Below are 18,184 nucleotides of genomic sequence, written 5' to 3' on the forward strand. Positions count from 1 at the left end.
CGGGGCCGGTGGCCCAGGACATCGCACGGTGCCGTGGGCCGGCCGCGGGATAATACCGCGCCCCGATTGACGTGGCTTACCGGCGGCGATTCTCTGGGTTTGCCGGCACGGGATTCCGCCGGCGACGTCGGTTCCCCGGGGCGGCGGCGATTCACTGGTACGCCGCCGCTCCAGCCGTGGTGAAGGGGCAGGTATTTCGGTCATGACGGTTCTCACTGTCGACGTCGGCACGTCGGTCATCAAGTCCGTCGTGTTCGACGCCGAGGGAAGGGAAGTGGCGGTCTCCCGCGTCGGTACGGAGGTGCTGCGGCCTCACCCCGGGTGGGCCGAGCAGGACATGGACGCGGTGTGGCGCGGGGTCGTCTCCACCGTGCGCGGCGCTCTGGCCCAGTTGGGGCCCGGACATGACGCGGTGCGGCTGATCGCGTTCACGGCCCAGGGGGACGGCTGCTGGCTGGTCGACGGCGACGGCCGCCCCACCGGACCGGCGATCCTGTGGTCCGACGGGCGCGCCGGTGAGCTGCTCGCGCGCTGGGAGGCCGATGGCGTCCTGGACGAGGCGTACCGCCGCAACGGCTCCCTCACCTGCGCGGGCATGCCCAACGCGGTGCTCGCCTGGCTCGCCGAGCACGACCCGGCGCGCCTGGAGCGCTCGCACACCGCGCTGACCGCGGCGGGCTGGCTGTTCCTGAGCCTCACCGGCGTCACGGCGATCGACGCCTCCGACGCGTCGGCCCCCTTCCTCGACCACGCCACGGGCGCGTACGACCCGGCGATCGTGGACCTGTTCGGCCTGGCGTGGGCGCGCCGGCTGCTACCGCGTGTCCTCGGACACGACGAGTGCGTCGCCGAGCTCACCCACCACGCGGCAGCCGCACTGGGCCTCCCCACCGGCCTTCCCGTCGTGATGGCGCCCTACGACATCGCCGCCACCGCCCGCGGCGCCGGGGTCGTCGATCCCGGACAGGCGTGTGCCATCCTCGGCACCACCCTGTGCACCGAGGTGGTGCGCCGATGCGTGGACGCCTCGGGCGAGCCGTGCGGCGTCACCATCGCCTTCGGCCGCCACGACCGCCTGCTGCGCGCCCTGCCCACCCTCTCGGGCACCGAGGTGCTGGACTGGGCGTGCCGGACGCTGGCCGTCGAGAGCCCCGCCGCGCTCGGTGACCTCGCCGCCGCGTCCGAACCCGGCGCCGCCGGGCTGGGCTTCCTCCCCTATCTCTCACCCGCCGGGGAACGCGCCCCGTTCCTCGACGGACGGGCCTGCGGCACCTTCTGGGGCCTGTCGCTGGACCACACCCGCGCCGACCTGGCCCGCGCGGTCTTCGAGGGGCTGTCCCTCGTCGTACGGGACTGCCTGCGAGCCTCCGGAACCGAGGTGCGCGAGCTGCGGCTGTGCGGCGGAGGCGCGGGCAGCGACCGCTGGTGTCAGCTCATCGCCGACGCCACCGGCGTCCCGACGGCGCGCGGCACCGACACCGAGCTGGGCGCGAAGGGCGCCTTCCTGACCGGTCTGGTGCTCACCGGCGCCGAGCGGAGCATGGAGGCGGCCGCCGCCACGTACGTCCGTATGGGCGCCGGTTGGGCGCCGGACCCGGACCGGGCCGCGCTCTACGACGAGCTGTCCGCGGCACACCTCGCCTGGCGGGACGCCGCCCGGACCCTGGGCTGGTCGCCGTCCCGGGGACCGGCCTCGCCGCCGACCCGGGGACCGGGCTCGTCGCCGACCCGGCCGCCCGCCGACACCCCCGCCCAGCGCCCCCACGACCCCCGTCCGGAAACCTCGTATGTCTGACGCCCTCTCCCCCGACGCCGTCCATCTCGGCCTGGATCTCGGTACGCAGAGCGTGCGCGCGGTCGCCGTGGACGGCACCGGGACGCTGCTCGCCGCGGCCTCCCGCCCCCTGACCAGCCACCGTGCCGGCGTACGCCACGAACAGGACCCCGAGCAGTGGTGGTCCGGCGCCGGTGCCGCCTGCCGCGAGGCCCTGAGCGGCATCGACGCCGGGCGGGTGCGGGGTGTGGCGGTGGACGCCACCTCCGGGACCGTCCTGCTCGCCGATCCGTCCGGAACGCCCCTCACCCCGGCCCTGATGTACGACGACGGGCGCGCCGCGGACCACGCCGGGCGCGTCAACGCCGTCGGCGCGGCGATATGGGAAAGGCTCGGCTACCGCACCATGCAGCCGTCCTGGGCCCTGCCCAAACTCCTGTGGCTGCTCCAGCACACCGATGTCCCGCCGGGGGCCCGGCTGCTGCACCAGGCCGACCTGATCACCTGGCGGCTGGCCGGACAGCAGACCCCCGGCGACGCAAGCCACGCCCTGAAGACCGGCTACGACCTGCTCGCCGACCGCTGGCCCACCGAGGAACTGGCCGCCCTCGGCGTCCCCGATGGCCTGCTGCCGGAGGTCGTACGGCCCGGCACGGTGATCGGCACGGTCTGCTCGCGGGCCGCCGCCGTCACCGGAATCCCCGTCGGCACCCCCGTGGTCGCGGGGATGACCGACGGCTGCGCGGCCCAGATCGGGGCGGGCGCGCTCGGCCCGGGCGCCTGGAACTCGGTACTGGGCACCACCCTCGTCCTCAAGGGCGCCGCTCCCCGTCCGGTGCACGACCCCGCCGGGGTGGTCTACTGCCACCGCGGGCCCGGTGGCGGCTGGCTGCCCGGCGGCGCCTCCAGCAGCGGCGCGGGGGTGCTGCCCCGCCACTTCCCCGGCGCCGATCCCGACGCCCTCACCGAAGCGGCCGCCGCCACCGGTTCCACGGCGGTCGTCTACCCGCTCGTCGGCGAGCGGGGTGAACGGTTCCCGTTCCGCGCGCCCGACGCGCACCCCTTCGTCCTGGGCGAACCCTCCGGCGCGGCTGAGGAGTTCCATGCCTGTCTGCTCGGCGTGGCCTGTGTGGAGCGGCTCTGCCTCGACCACCTGGATCACATCGGCGCGCCCGTGGACGGCCCGCTGAGCCTGACCGGCGGCGGCGCCCGCAACCGCTACTGGTCGCAGCTGCGCACCGACCTCCTCGGCCGGAGCGTGACCCTGCCCGAGCAGGCCGAGAGCGCCGTCGGCATGGCGGTGCTCGCCGCCACCGCCTCGGGCGTCACGCTGGAGCGGGCCGCCGCCTCCATGGTGCGCGACGGAGTCGAGTTGCGCCCCGATTCCACCCGCACCGCACGGCTGCTGCCCGCCTACCTCGGCTTCGTGGACGAACTGGTCCGCCGGGGCTGGCTGGAGCCGGAAGTGGCCGCCCACGCCCACAGAAAGGCCGACCAGTGACCGACTTCGTCCTCGTACGGCACGGGGAGAGCGTATGGCACGCGGAGAACCGCTACGCCGGCCGCACCGATGTGCCACTGACCGAACACGGGCACAGGCAGGCCGCCGAGCTCGGCGCCTGGGCCGCCGGACAGCGGCTGGACGCGGTGCTCAGCTCACCGCTGTCCCGCGCCCGGCTCACCGCCGGGCCCGCCGCGGCCGCGCTCGGCCTCACCCCGCGCGTCGACGAGCGGCTGTACGAGGTGGACTTCGGGCGCGGCGAGGGGCTGACCCGGGCGGAGATGCGGGAGCGGTTCCCTGCGGAGCTGGACGCGTTCCTGGCCGATCCGGTCGCCCACCACCTGCCCGGCGGTGAGGACCCGGCGGCGGCCACCGACCGCGCGATCGCCTGTCTCACGGACATCGCGCATGAGGTGCCCGAGGGACGTGTCCTGGTCGTCGCCCACTCCACCCTCGTCCGCCTCGTGCTGTGCCAGTTGCTCGGCATTCCGCTCGCCCGCTACCGCCAGGTGTTTCCCCGGCTGGAGAACGGCGCCCTGACCGAACTGCGCCTGCGGGACGGCCGGGCTTCGCTACTGCGGCTCAACGCCCCTGCCCCGACCACCGACTGACCCCTTCCTCCGGAGTGCCACCGTGCCCACCACCGTCCTCGCCGCCGGCGACCACTTCGTGCTGCCCCGACTGCTCACCGGGGAGTTGCGGAACGCCGTCCCCGACCACGGCGCACTCGACATCCGCGAGCTGCGACTGCCCTGGCCGCACACACCGTTCGGCAAGGTCGCCGAGGTCGACGAGGCGTCCGGCACCGAGGAGGAACTCATCGAGGCGCTGCGCGGGCGGCGGATCTGTGTGACACAGATGGCCCCGCTCACCGAACGCGTCCTGCGCGCCTGCCCCGACCTCGAACTGTTCTGCGTCAGCCGCGGCGGCCCGGTCAACGCCAACCTGGAGGCGGCCACCCGCCACGGTGTGGCCGTGTGCTACGCGCCCGGCCGCAACGCGGTGGCCACCGCCGAACACACTCTCGCCCTCATCCTGGCCGCCGCCCGGGGCGTCGGCGACGTCCACACCGACCTCAAGCGGGGCGTCTGGCGGGGCGACACCTACGACTACGAGAACTGCGGCATCGAGATCGACGGCTCGACCATCGGGCTGGTGGGCTTCGGTGCCATCGGCTCCCGTGTCGCACGGGCCCTGGCCGCCATGGGCGCCACCGTCCTCGTCCACGACCCCTATGTGCGACCCGACACCGTGGCGGGCGTGGCCCGGCTGGTCTCCCTGGAGGAACTGCTCACCCGCTCGCGGATCGTCTCCCTCCACGCCCGGGTGACGGACGAGACCCGCGGAATGATCGGCCGGGACCGGATCGCGTCCATGCCACGCGGAGCGGTGCTGGTCAACTGCGCACGGGGCGCGCTGGTCGACTACGACGCGGTGTGCGACGCCGCGAGGTGGCGCACAAGGCCGCCCGGATCGTGGCGGCGGAAGTGGCCCGGTTTCTGCGCGGCGAACCCCTCGCCCACTGCGCCAACCCCCAGGCGCTGCCCCCCGCGCGGGTGACGCCACTCGCCGATCAGTTCCCGCGACGGTCGGGCCCGCCTCGGCTCGCCCCTGAACGGCGTCCCTCACCTGGGTAAACTGTCGCTGCCCCGATACGCCCCGATCAGCAGCAGGAGGCCGGATGCCGCCGCAGGACACCTCCGCGCCCGGGGCACCGCGGGAAGGGCGGGGGCGGGATGTGCCACCCGCCCGGCAGGCGCTCTCGGACAGCGTCTACGAGAACATCAAGGCCATGGTCATGGACCATGAGATCACCCCCGGCGCACGCGTCAGCATCGAGGCCCTGTCCCGCGCCCTCGGCGTCTCCCCGACCCCCATCCGGGAGGCGCTGGCCAGGCTGGAGGCGGACGGCCTGGTGGTGAAGCGGCCGCTGTCGGGGTACCGCACCACCGAGCTGCTGACCCGGCAGGGGCTCGAGGAGCTCTTCGAGATGCGGCAGTTGCTGGAGCCGAGGGCGGCCGCGCTCGCCGCGGTCAACGCCACTGAGGACCAGCTCGACGCCATCGAGCGGATCGCGGAGGAGATGCACACCCACCCCGGGACCGCCGCCGGGCGCTATGCGGCCTACCGCGGCTTCGCCGCCCTCGACCAGCGCCTCCACGACGCGATCGCCCGGGCGTCCGGGCGGCCGCTGCTCGCGGACGCGGTGCAGCGGCTCCACTCCCATCTGCACATCTTCCGGCTGAGCAGCCAACTCGGCGCCGATGACCCGACCCTCGCGGAGCACCAGCGCGTGGTGCACGCGATATTGCGCCGCAACCCCGACCGCGCGGCCGAGGCGATGGCGGAGCACCTCGCCCACAGCCTCCGGCGCCAGCTCGGCCGGGACGAGGAGTCCTGACCCGCGTACGTGGGTCAGGTCCCCGCACCACTGCGCCACATACGTCACGACCCGCGCCACGTGCGTCACGACCCGCGCCACGTGCGTTACGGGCCGCGTCGCGTGCGTCACGCCTCCACCGCCCGCGGGCGCACCGCCGAGGTCGCGCGGTCGTGGATGACGCGGATGATCCGGCCGCTCATCCGCTCGTAGTCGCGGTCGTTGTCCACCTCACCGCGGATCCGGTGGTCGGCCATCACCACCACCCGGTCCGCGAGCGTGATCATCTCCGCGAGGTCGCTGCTGATCAGCAGAATGGGCAGGCCATCGCGGGCCAGTTCCCAGATGAGCTCATGGAAGGCGTGCTTGGTGCGCACATCGACACCCACGGTCGGCTCGTCCACGATGAGCAGCCGGGTGTCGGCCGCCAGCCACTTCGCCAGGCTCACCTTCTGCTGGTTGCCGCCGGACAGCTCACCGGCGTGTCGCTCGAGCCCGGCGATGCGGATGCCGAGACGTTCGACGAGGTCGTGCGCCACGTCCCGCTCCTCGCGCGCGGAGACGAAACCGAGCGCCTTCGCCAGCCTCTTCCACACCGTCACGGTGATGTTCCGGGCGATGGGCTGGTCCAGGAAGACCCCTTCCTCCTTGCGGTTCTCGGTGAGATAGCCGATGCCGAAGCGGTGCAGCGCCTGCCGGGGAGAGGCGATGCGCACCGGCTCGCCGTGCACCCGGATCTCGCCGCCGGTGACGCGGTCGAGGCCGAGCACGGCCTTGACCAGTTCGCTGCGCCCCGCGCCGACCAGCCCGTACAGCCCGACGATCTCGCCGGCCCGGACGTCCAGGCTGATGTCCCGGTGACCGGCGGCGGTGGACACTGCGTCCAACGAGAGCACCGGCGCCGCGGAGGTGTCCACTTCCCTCGGGCGCAGCTGGGTCGCCGCGTGGGCGCGGCCCACCATGAGACCGACCACGTCGTCCGGCGTGTGCTCGGCGAGCGGCGACGACTCGAGCACGGAGGCACCGTCGCGCAACACGGTGACGGTGTCGCAGATGGCGAACACCTCCTCCAGTTTGTGGCTGACGAAGACGACACACGTCCCCCGGGCCTTCAGCCGCCGCACGACCTCGAAGAGGCGCTCCGCCTCGCGCGGGGAGAGGGAGGCGGTCGGCTCGTCGAGGAGCAGCACCCGGCTCTCGGTGTACAGGGCCTTCGCGATCTCCACCAACTGCTGTTGCGCGACGGACAGTTCACGGACCGGCCGGTCCGGGTCGAGGTCCAGACCCAGTTCACCGAGGCAGCGCAGAGCGGGGTCGGTCATGGCCGCGCGGTCGATGAGACCCCGGCGCGAGGGAGGGCTCTGCAGCGTGATGTTCTCGGCCACCGAGAAGCCCGGGATCAGATTGCGCTCCTGGTGCACCACGCCGATGCCGATACGGGTGGCCTCCAGCGGCGAGCGCGGACGCACCTCGCCACCGCGCCAGAGGAGGCGGCCGCTGTCGGGGGTGTGCACTCCGGTCAGGACCTTGATGAGGGTGGACTTTCCCGCGCCGTTCTCGCCGAGCAGCGCGTGCACGGACCCGGCGGTGAGGCGCAGGCCGACGCCGTCCAGGGCCCGTACGCCGGGAAACACCTTGACGATGGCCTGGCATTCGAGAAGGACGTCGGTCATCCGGAACCTCCCGGGTGCGGCGACACGGCGGCGGGCCGCGCGTCGCCTCGCGGTGGTGCGGGCGGTGCGCTGCCACGCGAACCGCCCCGCTTGGCCACGTGGCTCTGGTGGATACGGCCGCCCACCACCGTGCCGAGCACGACCACGCCGATGAGGAAGTTCACCCAGCTCGGGTCGAGCGAGAACTGCGCCCGTGCGGCGTCGATGAGCCGCATCACGAAGGCCGCCAGCACCGTGCCGAGCACCGCGACCGAACCTCCGGTGAGCGCGACACCGCCGATGATGGGAGCCGCGAAGCTGGGCAGCAGCCAGTCGCCGCCGACGCTGCGGTTGACTCCGGGCAGCGACGCCGTCGCGGTCAGGGCGGCCACGCCGATCAGAAGCCCCGACACGGTGTGGGCGAGCACGATCTGCCGGTCGGTGGAGATGCCCGACAGCCTGGCCGCCAGCGGATTGCCGCCCGCCGCGAGCAGCCGCCGGCCGGCGGTGGCGCGGTACAGGAAGGCGGCGAGCAGGGCCGCGGCGGCCAGCGCGGTGAGGAACACCAGCGGCACGTTCAGCGGGGCCGCGCGGCCGAAGTCCCTCAGCGCGGCGGAGTATCCGTCGACGGTGCGCGTACCGGTCAGCCCGTACTGCGCCCCCTGGAGGATCGTCATCGTCCCGAGGGTGACGATAAAGCCGTTGATCTTCGTCACCACGATGAACAGCCCCGTCACCAGACCCACGGCCGTGGCCACCAGCACCCCGGCCACCACAGCGACCCCGGCGGGCACACCCTGGTCCGCCATGAGGACGCCCATCAGGCAGGCGGTGAAGCCACCGAGCGCGCCGACCGCGAGATTGAGCTGGCCCACGCACAGCGCCACCATCTGGGCCAGCCCGATGAGGACGGGCGTGGCCAGGTACCGCAGGAAGGTGCGCACCGACGGGCCCTCGAAGAACGAGCCGGAGGAGGCCACGCCCAGCGCGAGGTAGCCGACGAGCACCACGCACAGCAGGGTCGTCGTCGTGGAGCGGGAGAAGCGGCGCAGGGCCGCGGCGCCCCGGTCGCGGATCGTCATCATGTGGAACGCACCACCTTGCGATGGGACACCACGGTGCGCACCCGGTCGGCCGAGAGGGCCAGGAGCAGCACGCAGCCGAGGTAGATGTTCAGGCTCTCCAGACCCACCCCGAGCAGTTCGAGCCCCTTGCGGATGACGCCGACCAGGGCCGTGCCCAGCAGCGCTCCCACGACCGAGACGACGCCACCGGTGAGCAGGGTGCCGCCGAGCACCGAGCCGAGAAACGAGGGCAGCATGAAGTCGTCCCCGATGGAGGCGCGGAACGTTCCGGTGCCGACGGCGGCCATGAATCCGGCGAGCGCGGCGAGCAGCCCCGAGAGCGTGTGCGCCAGGACGACACGGCGGCCGGTGGGAATGCCGGACAGCTCCGCCGCCGCCGGGTTCGCGCCGGTGAGCAGCAGCTCCCGGCCGATACGGGTGGCGCCGTACAGGAATCCGAGGCCGAGCAGGGCCAGCACGGTGAACTGCGCGAGCTGCGGTATCACCGGGGATCCGCACACGGGCCCGACGCAGATGTCGGCCAGTGAGTACGAGCGCAGCTCCGCGAGCCCCGAGGGCTTGGTGGTGAACGCGGCGTTCTCGGTCAGGGCCGAGTAGAGCAGCGAGACGAGTCCCAGCAGCGCGAAGTCCATCGCGAGGGTCACGACGAAGGAGCTCACCCCGGTACGGGTGATGATCCAGCCGGTCAGCGCGCCGATGGCGGCTCCGGCGCACAGGCACAGCAGCAGGCCGAGCGGCAGTGGCAGGCCCAGCCGGTCGTATCCGAGCCCCGCGAACAGCGCGCCGAAGGCGGCCATCCGCCCGACGGCCAGGTTCATATGCCCCACCGAGAGGACGACCATCTGGGCGAGCGCCACCACGGTCAGCGTCGAGACGTCCCGGAACAGCGGGAACAGCACGAGCCGCGCGTCGAGGAAGGTCGGCCGCACCACACCGAACAGGGCGCCGAGCCCGACGACGAGCACCAGCAGGCCGAGCCGCTGGTCGGCCCGGAACGGCAGCCGGTGCGCGGGGCGCGCGGGGGTGGGCCGGTCGGAGCGGGTGTCACCGCCCGGCGGGGCGACGGGTGCCGTCATGCCACCCTCCGGTCGTCGATGGCGTCCATGTCCCAGTCGATGCCGATGCCCGGCAGGTCGGGCGCCACGGCCATCCCGTCACGCATCGTCAGCTCACCGCGGGTGACGGCCCGCAGCTGCGGGATGTGCTCGACGTAGCTGCCGTTGGGCACCGCGGCCACGAGGCTGACATGCAGTTCCATCAGGAAGTGCGGGCACACCATCACGTTGTGGCTCTCCGCGGTGTGGGCGACCTTGAGCCAGGGGGTGATCCCACCGACACGGGCGGCGTCGACCTGCACGACGGAGGCGGCGCCCGTCTCGAGGTAGCCGCGGAACTGCGGGAGCGCGTAGAGGGATTCGCCGACGGCCACGGGAATCCGGGTCGCCCGCGCCAGCCGGGCATGGCCGCTGATGTCGTCCGCCGGGAGGGGCTCCTCGATCCAGTACGGGTCGTACGGCTCCAGCGCGGCCGCCAGCCGGAGGGCGGCGGACATCGTCTGCGACTGGTTGGCGTCCGTCATGATGTGCAGCGAGGGGCCGACCGCCTCGCGTACCGCGCGCAGCCGCTCGGCGTCCTCGGCGGGGTGCGGCTTGCCCACCTTGATCTTGACGCCGCCCCATCCGGCCTTCTGGGCCCGCAGCGCCCCCTTCACCAGGTCGTCGGCGGTCAGATGGAGCCAGCCGCCCTCGGTGTCGTAGACCGGAACCTCTTGGCGGTGGCCGCCGGCCAGCCGCCACAGTGGCTCGCCCGCGCGCTTGCAGCGCACGTCCCACAGCGCGGTGTCGACGGCGGCGAGCGCGAGCGAGGTGATGGCTCCGGTGGTGGTCGCGCGGGTCAGGGCGAACAGCCGCCGCCACAGCGCCTCGACGTTGCGCGCGTCCTGCCCGATGAGGGCGGGCAGCAGATGGTCCCGCAGCAGGGCCAGTACGGAGGTGCCGCCGGTGCCGATGGTGTACGCGTAGCCGGTGCCCGCGCTGCCGTCGGCCGTGGTGAGGTCGACGAGGACCGTCTCCTGCTTGACGAAGGACTGCACCGCGTCGGTGCGGTCGGTCTCCACGGCGATATCGGCCAGCTTGGCCGTGGCGGTGGTGATGATGCTCATCCTGTGATGTCCGCTTTCTGTGGTGCGGCGACTTTCTGTGGTGCGGCGACTTTCTGCGGTGTGGCGACTTTCTGCGGTGCGGCGACTTTCTGCGGTGCGGCGACTTTCTGCGGTGCGGCGACGGCGGGGATCAGCCGCACGCCAGGACGTCGTCGGCGAACCGCTTCTTCAGCTGGGCGGTCTTCGCCTTCCGCGCACGGTCGTAGGTCGTGAGGTTCTGCTTGGTGACGACGAACGAGCCCGAGTCGATGGACTGGCCGGGGTCGCGCATCGCGCACTGCTCGGTCTGGAGCAGCGCGAGGGCCCACGCCCCGACCTCCGCCTGCCCCACCGGATTCTGCACGACGGTGGCGGTGACCGTGCCCTGGCTGATCGAGCTAAGGATCTTGGCGTCGTCGTCGATGGCCACGACCTTCGCCCGCGAACCGGAGCTCCGGACGGCGTCGGCGGCGGCGACGGCCGGGTTGTAGGCGGTGGAGACGATGCCCTGGATCTGGTTGCCCTTGGCCGTCAGCAGGTCGGACACCGCCTTCTGCGCGGTCTGCAGGTCCTTGTCGATGTCGGTGACGGTCTGCAGCAGCCGCACCTTGCCGCCCGACTCCTCGACGGCCCTGGCCACGCCCTTGATCCGCAGCTGGGTGTTGGCGTCCACGTTGTTGCTGGTCAGATGGACGAGTCTGCCCTTGCCGCCCATGGCGTCGATGGCGGCCTTGGCCGCCTTGTAGGCGGCGAGTTCGACGTCCGTGGAGAGACAGAAGTCGGCCTCGTTCTTCTTCCCCGCCGGGCAGGAGCCGAGCGATGCCACGGCGAGGCCCTGCGACTTCAGGTCGGCGAACGTGGTGTTGACGTCGGTCGGCGAGACCCCGAAGACACCGAAGGCGTTGTAGCCGCGGGCGGCGAGCGTGGACAGCAGGTTGTTCTGCTTCTGCTGGTCCCACTCCGCCGTCTCGTCGAATCTCACATCCCCGAGCCGGTAGGTCTTCTTCGCCTTGGCACCGGCGGTCTTCCAGGGCTGGAAGTAGGGGTGGGCGCCGCCGGGGACGAGCGCGACCTTGGTGGCGGACCCGTCCGCGAGCACGGCCGAGCCGCCGCCCGCCCGTGCGGACGCGGGGGCCCGCCCGCCGGTCGGCTCACCCGAGTTCTTGAGTGTGCAGGCTGTCGAGCACATGGCCAGCAACGCCACGGCGACAACTCCCGGCAGCAGAGGTCTGGTCCGGAGACGCACCCCCTCACCCCCACGAATCAAATAGGAAATTGATGCCGCGATGGTGTGCCAGTCGAGCGACCCCGTCAAGACTCTCGACAAAATCCCCTGCGAGACGCCCGATAAGCGCGAGATCCGGCGCCCCCGTGGGTCGGGCACCGGATCTCGCCTCTCAGGTTCCTATAGGAAATGGATGCGTCGAGCCGTGGATCAGCCGCCGTACTGGGCGAAGACGCGTGTGAAATCCCACGGCTGCTGGGAGACGCCCGAGCAGGTGTCGGCTCCGCCACCGGTACAGGGCCGGTCGCGGTTGACCGACCAGAAGGTCAGCCGCGCGAGGTGCTTCTGCTGGGCGTAACCCAGGATGGTGCGGAAGTCGTCGACGGTCACCGTCTCGCTGTTGTCGGTGATGCCGTTCATCGACGAGATGCCGGAGTGCCGGTACGCCTGGTCGTCCGAGTACCCGTAGGCGCTCTTCACCGTGTTCTTGAGCCCCTCGGCCGCGCGGATGGTGAGCTGGCCCATGTTCTGGCCCGCTCCCCCGAAGTCGAACGGCATGATGGTCCAGGAGCTCTCCAGCTTGTTGCCGCTCCAGCCGCCGAAGGACGGGATGACATCGCCACCGGCCGACCGCACGGTGTTGACGGTCTGCTGGTCGATGAGGGCAGCCGCGGCCGCGGCGCCGAGCAGCCCGCGTATCCCCGATCCGCGCAGGAGGCCGGTGTTCATCTGGTCACCGTCCACTTCTGGTTCGCGGCGCCGGTGCAGGTCCAGATCTGCAGCCGCGTGCCGTTCGCCGAACTACCGCCCGCGGCATCCAGACACTTATCGGCCTGCGGATTCACAATGTCACGCGCCGCCGGAACCGCCCACTGCTGCGCCGCGCTCCCATTGCAATCCCACAGCTGAACCAGAGTCCCATCGGCCGTACCACCCGACGCCACATCCAGACACTTCCCCAACGCACGGATCGTGCCATCGGAACCAACCGTCCACTGCTGCGCGGCGGTTCCATTGCAGTCATACAGCTGCACGGCCGTGCCATTGGCGTTGTTCGCACCCGCCACGTCCACACACTTGCCACCGACACCGGTGATGGCACCGCCGCTCGGCTGTCCGCTGTCGGTGCTGACCCGGACGTAGTCGACGAGGAGCTGCTGGGGGAAGGAGGTGCTGCCGTCGGGGTCTCCGGGCCAGTAGCCGCCGACCGCGAGGTTGAGGATCACGAAGAAGGGCTTGTTGAACACCCACTGCCGGCCACCGAGGTCGGCGGGGGTGCGCCGCTGGTACACGGTGCCGTCGACGGACCAGCTGATCGCGTTCGGGCTCCAGTCGACGGCGAAGGTGTGGTACGCGTCGGCGAACGCCTGGCCGTTGGGGAGGGAGTACCCGGCGCCGATGCCACCGGAGCCCGAGTACCCGGGGCCGTGGAGGGTGCCGTGGACCGTGGAGGGCTCGAAGCCCACGTTCTCCATGATGTCGATCTCACCGGAGTTGGGCCAGCCGACCTGTCCGATGTCATTGCCCAGCATCCAGAACGCGGGCCACATGCCCTGCCCGCGCGGGATCTTCATCCGGGCCTCGACCCGGCCGTAGGTGGTGGTGAACTTGCCGGAGGTGTTCAGCCGGGCGGAGGTGTACTCACACCGTCCGTACCAGCACTGGTAGTTGCCCGGGTTCTCGCGGCGGGCGGTGATGACCAGGTGGCCCTGGCCGTCGAGGGCGGCGTTGCTGTTGCCCGCCGTGTAGTACTGCCGCTCGTGGTTGTTGACGTTGTCCCCCGTCTCGATCTGCCACTTGCCGCCGTTGACGGCGGAGCCGGCGGGCCCGTCGAACTCGTCGGAGAACGTGACGGCGGCCGCCGTGGCGGGTCTCGCGGTGGACTTCGCGGCGGGGCCCGCCGCGGAGGCCGAGGTGCCCTGTGCCAGTCCGGTGGACAGCGACACGAGGGCGAGGGCCGAGACGAGGGACACCAGCAGTCGCCGGGGTAAGCGCGGGGAGTCCATGACTCTCCCTTCCAGAAGCAGGTGATGACAGGTGCGGAGAGGCATGAGGCGCATGCGGACCAAGTGGTTACGGCGCCCCGACCGGGTGCGTGAGCGATCTGAGCGGTACTTAGTTCATTACGTGAGTTAAGAAGTGAAGGAAAAGCCTGTCAAGGGTTTGGTATGGACCAGATATGCCAACAAGTCGCGGCGCGCAGGGCCGTTCGCCGCCGAGGACCCCGCCCACGCGGCCAGCGAGTTCGGGCTTTGAAGGCATCTCATTCATTGGTGCGGACCTATTGACGAGACACGTTCAACTCCCGAAATATATGGGCCCGAGAGTCCGGCCGTGACCTTCCGGCCGGACACCGCATGTCGCGGGCTGCGACGGCGGCGCCTGTCCGACGGACATGCCCACTGCCGGGGCCCGTCCGCGTGTCAGGAAGGCATCCCCCCACATGAATCACAGCGAAGACCTCTCCGCCCGGGACCGCGTGCGGCGCCGCCGCCGGCGGACCGTCCTGGCCGCGGCCGCGGCCCTCGCGGCCACCGCCGCGAGCACCACCGCGGCCGCCTGGGCCGACCACACCGGCCAGGACCGCGCCTCGGCATCCGCCGCACCCGCCGCCGTGGCCCCCTACCTCTACAACGGATGGGGCAACCCCCCGGACCCGGGCGAGGTGATGGACGCCACCGGCGTCGGCTGGTTCACCCTCGCCTTCGTCCTCGACGCGGGCGACTGCGACCCCCAGTGGGACGGCAGCCGCCCGCTGGCCGGCGGCGCCGACGAGCAGGCCGTGAAGGCCATACGGGCCAAGGGCGGCGATGTGGTGCCGTCCTTCGGTGGCGCGAGCGGCAACAAGCTGGAGCAGTCCTGCGCCGACGCGCAGGCCCTCGCCGGGGCCTACCAGAAGGTCATCGACGCCTACGGTCTCAAGGCCATCGACATCGACATCGAGGGCGACGCCTACAACGACCCGGCCGTCCAGCAGAAGACGATCGACGCCCTGAAGCAGGTGAAGGCCGACAACCAGGGGCTGCTCACCTACGTCACCTTCCCCAGTGATCGACACGGTCCCGACGACGGCATGATCCGCCGGGCCGCCGAATCCGGCTTCGAGGCCGACAGCTGGACCATCATGCCGTTCGACTTCGGCGGCGAGGGCCAGAACATGGCCGAGCTGACCAAGCAGGCCACCGACGGGCTGAAGAACGCCGTCAAGGGCGCCTACGGCTACCGCGACGAGGACGCCTACCGGCACAGCGGCCTGTCCTCGATGAACGGCATCACCGACGTCAAGGAGACCGTCACCACGGACGACTTCGAGTCGATCCTGGGCTACGCCTCCGAACACCACCTGTCGCGGCTCTCGTTCTGGTCCGTCAACCGCGACCGCCCCTGCCCCGGCAACTACCCGAACGACGACACCTGCTCCGGAGTCGCCCAGGAGCCCTGGCAGTTCACCGGGATATTCGCCCGGTACCAGGGCTGAGGGGGCACATCACCATGACGCACGACACTGTTGGGACGAGCGACACCACCCCGCCCGGACACCGCCGACGCCGCCGCGTCGCCCGCGCCACCGCCGCGTTCGCGGTGCTGACCGGAGCCGTCGCCGCGGCGCTGACCGTACCGGCGGCGCACGGCGCGGACGCCGAGCCGGACCTAGGTCCCAATGTGCAGATCTTCGACCCGTCGACGTCCGCGCAGGAGATCCAGGGCAAGCTCGACTCGGTCTTCGGCGAGCAGGAGAAGAACCAGTTCGGCCAGGCCCGGCACGCCCTGCTGTTCAAGCCCGGCTCGTACGACGTCAAGGCCAACGTCGGCTTCTACACCCAGGTGGCGGGCCTCGGCCTGTCGCCCGACGACACCACCATCAACGGCCAGGTGCACGCCGAGGCCGACTGGTTCGACGGCAACGCCACGCAGAACTTCTGGCGCGACGCCGAGAACCTGGCCGTCAACCCGGACGGCGGCGCGGACCGTTGGGCCGTCTCACAGGCCGCCCCGTACCGCCGTATGCACCTCAAGGGCGATCTGCAGTTGGACGACGGCGGCTGGTCCAGCGGCGGTCTGCTGGCCGACACCAAGGTCGACGGGCAGGTGAAGTCCGGATCGCAGCAGCAGTGGCTCTCCCGTAACACCGAATGGGGCGGCTGGACCGGCTCCAACTGGAACATGGTGTTCGTCGGCGCGCGGAACGCCCCGGCCGGGGACTTCCCGAACCCGCCGTACACCCGCGTCGACAAGTCACCCGTCACCCGTGAGAAGCCGTTCCTGTACGTCGACGACGACGGTGCGTACAAGGTGTTCGTGCCGGACGTGCGCAAGGACTCGACGGGCACGTCCTGGTCCTCCGGTACGCCGAAGGGCACATCGCTCCCGCTGAGCGACTTCTTCATCGCCAAGCCGGACGCCACGGCCGAGGAGATGAACGCGGCGCTCGACGCGGGCAAGCACCTGCTCATCACCCCGGGCGTCTACCACCTCGACACACCGCTGAAGGTGACCCACCCCGACACCGTCGTACTGGGCCTGGGACTGGCTACGCTCGTTCCCGACAACGGGGTCTCGGCGATGAACGTGGCCGATGTGGACGGCGTCAAGCTCGCGGGCCTGCTCATCGACGCGGGCACCGATAACTCCGACACGCTGATGGAGGTCGGCCCGAAGGACTCGTCCGCGAACCACGCAGACAACCCCACCTCGCTGCACGATGTGTTCTTCCGGGTCGGCGGCGCGGGCGTGGGCAAGGCGTCCACCAGCCTGGTGGTCAACAGCTCGAACGTGATCGGCGACCACACCTGGATCTGGCGCGCCGACCACGGCGACGGCGTGGGCTGGGACTCCAACACGGCCGACAACGGGCTCGTCGTCAACGGCGACGACGTGACCATGTACGGCCTGTTCGTCGAGCACTACCAGAAGCACCAGACGACATGGAACGGCGAGGGCGGCCGCACGTACTTCTACCAGAACGAGATGCCCTACGACCCGCCCGACCAGGACGCCTGGATGAACGGCTCCACCAAGGGGTACGCCGCCTACAAGGTGGCCGACTCGGTCAACCGCCATGAGGCGTGGGGCCTGGGCAGCTACTGCTTCTTCAACACCGACAAGTCCGTCACCGCCGAGCACGCCTTCGAGGTTCCCCAGAGCCCGGATGTGAAGTTCCACGACATGGTCACCGTCTCGCTCGGCGGCACCGGCACCATCAACCATGTCATCAATGGCACGGGAGGTCCCTCGGACGCCAACAGCAACGTGGCGAACGTGACCGAGTACCCCTGATCCCGTTCCACCGGCTCCACCGGTTCGCCTGTGGGGCGCGGGCACGTCGCCCGCGCCCCACAGGCGGCTTGAGCGCACGGACCGCATGTCGTCATGTCTTTGTCGGATTCACCACTCGTGAAGGGCGGACACTGATGAGCGTTTCCCGGAGAGCCCTGCTGACCACCGCGGCCGGTACCGCGGTGGCGGCCACTTCGATCGCTCCCCCGGCCCAGGCGGCGGAGGTCCCCGGCCACGCCGCCACGCTCCGCACCTTCCGCGAGACGGCGGACTACGCGGTGGCGAAGCTGCGCGCGGTCGCACCGGGGGTGAGTGGCTTTCCGGTCGGTACGAAGTTCGAGAAGTGGACGTACTCCCAGAACGGCGACTGGGTCGGCGGGTTCTGGCCCGGGACGCTGTGGATGGCGTGGCTGCACAGCGGCGAGGAACGGTTCCGCACCCTGGCCCTCGCCGCCGCGGAGAAGCTCGCCCCCCGCCAGAACGACACCGGCACCCACGACCTCGGATTCCTCTTCTACCCGTCATGGGTCACCGCGTGGCCCGGACGGATCCACCCCGCACGTCTACGACTTCGACCCGTCCTCCGGCGCTCCGCTCGGCCCGGCCACCGTGCAGGGCTACAGCCCGGCCTCCTGCTGGTCACGCGGGCAGGCGTGGGGGATCTACGGATTCACCACCATCCACCGCCGGACCGGCCACCGGGAATTCCTCACCACCGCGCGGAAGCTCGCCGACTTCGCGCTGGGCGCGCTCACCCCGGACAGCGTCCCCGTGTGGGACTACCTCGCACCACAAGCACCCCATGACATCAAGGACGCCTCCGCAGGCGCGGTCATGGCCTGCGGTCTGCTCGACCTGTCCAGGGCCACCGGCGAACCGCGCTACCGCGAGGCGGCGCTGCGGCTGCTCACCGCGCTGTCGCGGACCTGCCTGACCACGAACTCGGCCCGCGCCGAGGCGATCGTGGCACGCTGCACCCGCAACCGCCCGAGCGAGGACGGCGTCGAGATCTCGCTCCCCTACGCCGACTACTACCTGCTCGAAGGCATTCTGCGAGTGCTGCGCCCCGACGACGTCGACCGGGCCATCGACCTGTCCACGGTCTGACGCCCGCCTCGCGGGGCCACTTTCAAGAGTCGGCGATGCGGTC

The 18,184-nt window shown here is 71.3% G+C and carries 16 protein-coding genes and 1 pseudogene; 8 read left to right on the top strand and 9 right to left on the bottom strand.

Annotated elements, in window-relative coordinates; genetic code table 11:
* The first annotated feature begins 202 nt into the window (after positions 1-202).
* From NP777_RS08310 to NP777_RS08330, 5 genes and pseudogenes are all read left to right on the top strand, one after another.
* A complete protein-coding gene (locus NP777_RS08310; protein ID WP_256649406.1) occupies positions 203-1,795 on the top strand; it encodes an FGGY-family carbohydrate kinase in 1,593 nt (530 codons plus the stop codon).
* Positions 1,788-3,275 carry an FGGY-family carbohydrate kinase gene (locus NP777_RS08315; RefSeq protein ID WP_256649407.1) on the top strand — a complete coding sequence of 496 codons (1,488 nt, stop codon included), beginning with the start codon at positions 1,788-1,790 and terminating at the stop codon, positions 3,273-3,275. Before NP777_RS08310 ends, NP777_RS08315 begins: the two co-directional genes overlap by 8 nt.
* Positions 3,272-3,886, top strand: a complete 615-nt coding sequence (locus tag NP777_RS08320; RefSeq protein WP_256649408.1) for a histidine phosphatase family protein — start codon at positions 3,272-3,274, stop codon at positions 3,884-3,886. Before NP777_RS08315 ends, NP777_RS08320 begins: the two co-directional genes overlap by 4 nt.
* 22 nt (positions 3,887-3,908) lie before the next feature.
* Positions 3,909-4,819, top strand: a pseudogene (locus NP777_RS08325) (NAD(P)-dependent oxidoreductase); the annotation flags it as partial.
* A gap of 137 nt (positions 4,820-4,956) precedes the next feature.
* The gene (locus tag NP777_RS08330; RefSeq protein ID WP_256649409.1) at positions 4,957-5,676 is read left to right on the top strand and encodes a GntR family transcriptional regulator; all 720 of its coding nucleotides are present in this window, start codon (positions 4,957-4,959) and stop codon (positions 5,674-5,676) included.
* Positions 5,677-5,783: 107 nt separating this feature from the next.
* Here NP777_RS08330 and NP777_RS08335 read toward each other — a convergent pair whose 3' ends face one another.
* From NP777_RS08335 to NP777_RS08370, 8 genes are all read right to left on the bottom strand, one after another.
* Positions 5,784-7,328 carry a sugar ABC transporter ATP-binding protein gene (locus NP777_RS08335; protein ID WP_256649410.1) on the bottom strand — a complete coding sequence of 515 codons (1,545 nt, stop codon included), beginning with the start codon at positions 7,326-7,328 and terminating at the stop codon, positions 5,784-5,786.
* Entirely contained in the window at positions 7,325-8,392 is a 1,068-nt protein-coding gene (locus NP777_RS08340; protein ID WP_256649411.1) for an ABC transporter permease, read from the bottom strand. The genes NP777_RS08335 and NP777_RS08340 overlap by 4 nt, the downstream gene beginning before the upstream one ends.
* Positions 8,389-9,468, bottom strand: coding sequence for an ABC transporter permease (locus NP777_RS08345; RefSeq protein ID WP_256649412.1), 1,080 nt, complete (start codon positions 9,466-9,468; stop codon positions 8,389-8,391). Before NP777_RS08345 ends, NP777_RS08340 begins: the two co-directional genes overlap by 4 nt.
* Complete coding sequence (locus NP777_RS08350) at positions 9,465-10,553, bottom strand: mandelate racemase/muconate lactonizing enzyme family protein (protein WP_256649413.1); 1,089 nt, start codon at positions 10,551-10,553, stop codon at positions 9,465-9,467. The genes NP777_RS08345 and NP777_RS08350 overlap by 4 nt, the downstream gene beginning before the upstream one ends.
* Positions 10,550-10,693, bottom strand: a complete 144-nt coding sequence (locus NP777_RS08355; RefSeq protein ID WP_256649414.1) for a hypothetical protein — start codon at positions 10,691-10,693, stop codon at positions 10,550-10,552. The genes NP777_RS08350 and NP777_RS08355 overlap by 4 nt, the downstream gene beginning before the upstream one ends.
* On the bottom strand, positions 10,684-11,721 hold the full coding sequence (locus NP777_RS08360; RefSeq protein ID WP_256649510.1) for a substrate-binding domain-containing protein: 1,038 nt from the start codon (positions 11,719-11,721) through the stop codon (positions 10,684-10,686). Before NP777_RS08360 ends, NP777_RS08355 begins: the two co-directional genes overlap by 10 nt.
* Positions 11,722-11,967: 246 nt before the next feature.
* Positions 11,968-12,486 (bottom strand): hypothetical protein, encoded by a 519-nt coding sequence (locus tag NP777_RS08365; protein ID WP_256649415.1) that lies wholly within the window; start codon positions 12,484-12,486, stop codon positions 11,968-11,970.
* Positions 12,483-13,763: a ricin-type beta-trefoil lectin domain protein gene (locus NP777_RS08370; RefSeq protein ID WP_256649416.1), complete on the bottom strand. Its 1,281-nt coding sequence runs from the start codon at positions 13,761-13,763 to the stop codon at positions 12,483-12,485. The genes NP777_RS08365 and NP777_RS08370 overlap by 4 nt, the downstream gene beginning before the upstream one ends.
* Before the next feature lie 437 nt (positions 13,764-14,200).
* Between NP777_RS08370 and NP777_RS08375 the strand changes: the two genes are divergently transcribed.
* Positions 14,201-15,235 carry a chitinase gene (locus tag NP777_RS08375; RefSeq protein ID WP_391858471.1) on the top strand — a complete coding sequence of 345 codons (1,035 nt, stop codon included), beginning with the start codon at positions 14,201-14,203 and terminating at the stop codon, positions 15,233-15,235.
* 14 nt (positions 15,236-15,249) lie between these two features.
* Complete coding sequence (locus tag NP777_RS08380; RefSeq protein ID WP_256649417.1) at positions 15,250-17,034, top strand: coagulation factor 5/8 type domain-containing protein; 1,785 nt, start codon at positions 15,250-15,252, stop codon at positions 17,032-17,034.
* A 271-nt stretch (positions 17,035-17,305) separates the two neighbouring features.
* Here the strand turns inward: NP777_RS08380 and NP777_RS08385 are convergent, their stop codons facing one another.
* A complete protein-coding gene (locus NP777_RS08385) occupies positions 17,306-17,473 on the bottom strand; it encodes a hypothetical protein (RefSeq protein WP_256649418.1) in 168 nt (55 codons plus the stop codon).
* A gap of 170 nt (positions 17,474-17,643) precedes the next feature.
* On the opposite strand from NP777_RS08385, the gene NP777_RS08390 reads away from it, so the two are divergent.
* Positions 17,644-18,141 carry a hypothetical protein gene (locus NP777_RS08390; protein WP_256649419.1) on the top strand — a complete coding sequence of 166 codons (498 nt, stop codon included), beginning with the start codon at positions 17,644-17,646 and terminating at the stop codon, positions 18,139-18,141.
* Positions 18,142-18,184 lie beyond the last annotated feature (43 nt).

The organism is Streptomyces rugosispiralis, from assembly GCF_024505145.1.
GTDB classification, from domain to species: Bacteria; Actinomycetota; Actinomycetes; order Streptomycetales; family Streptomycetaceae; genus Streptomyces; species Streptomyces rugosispiralis.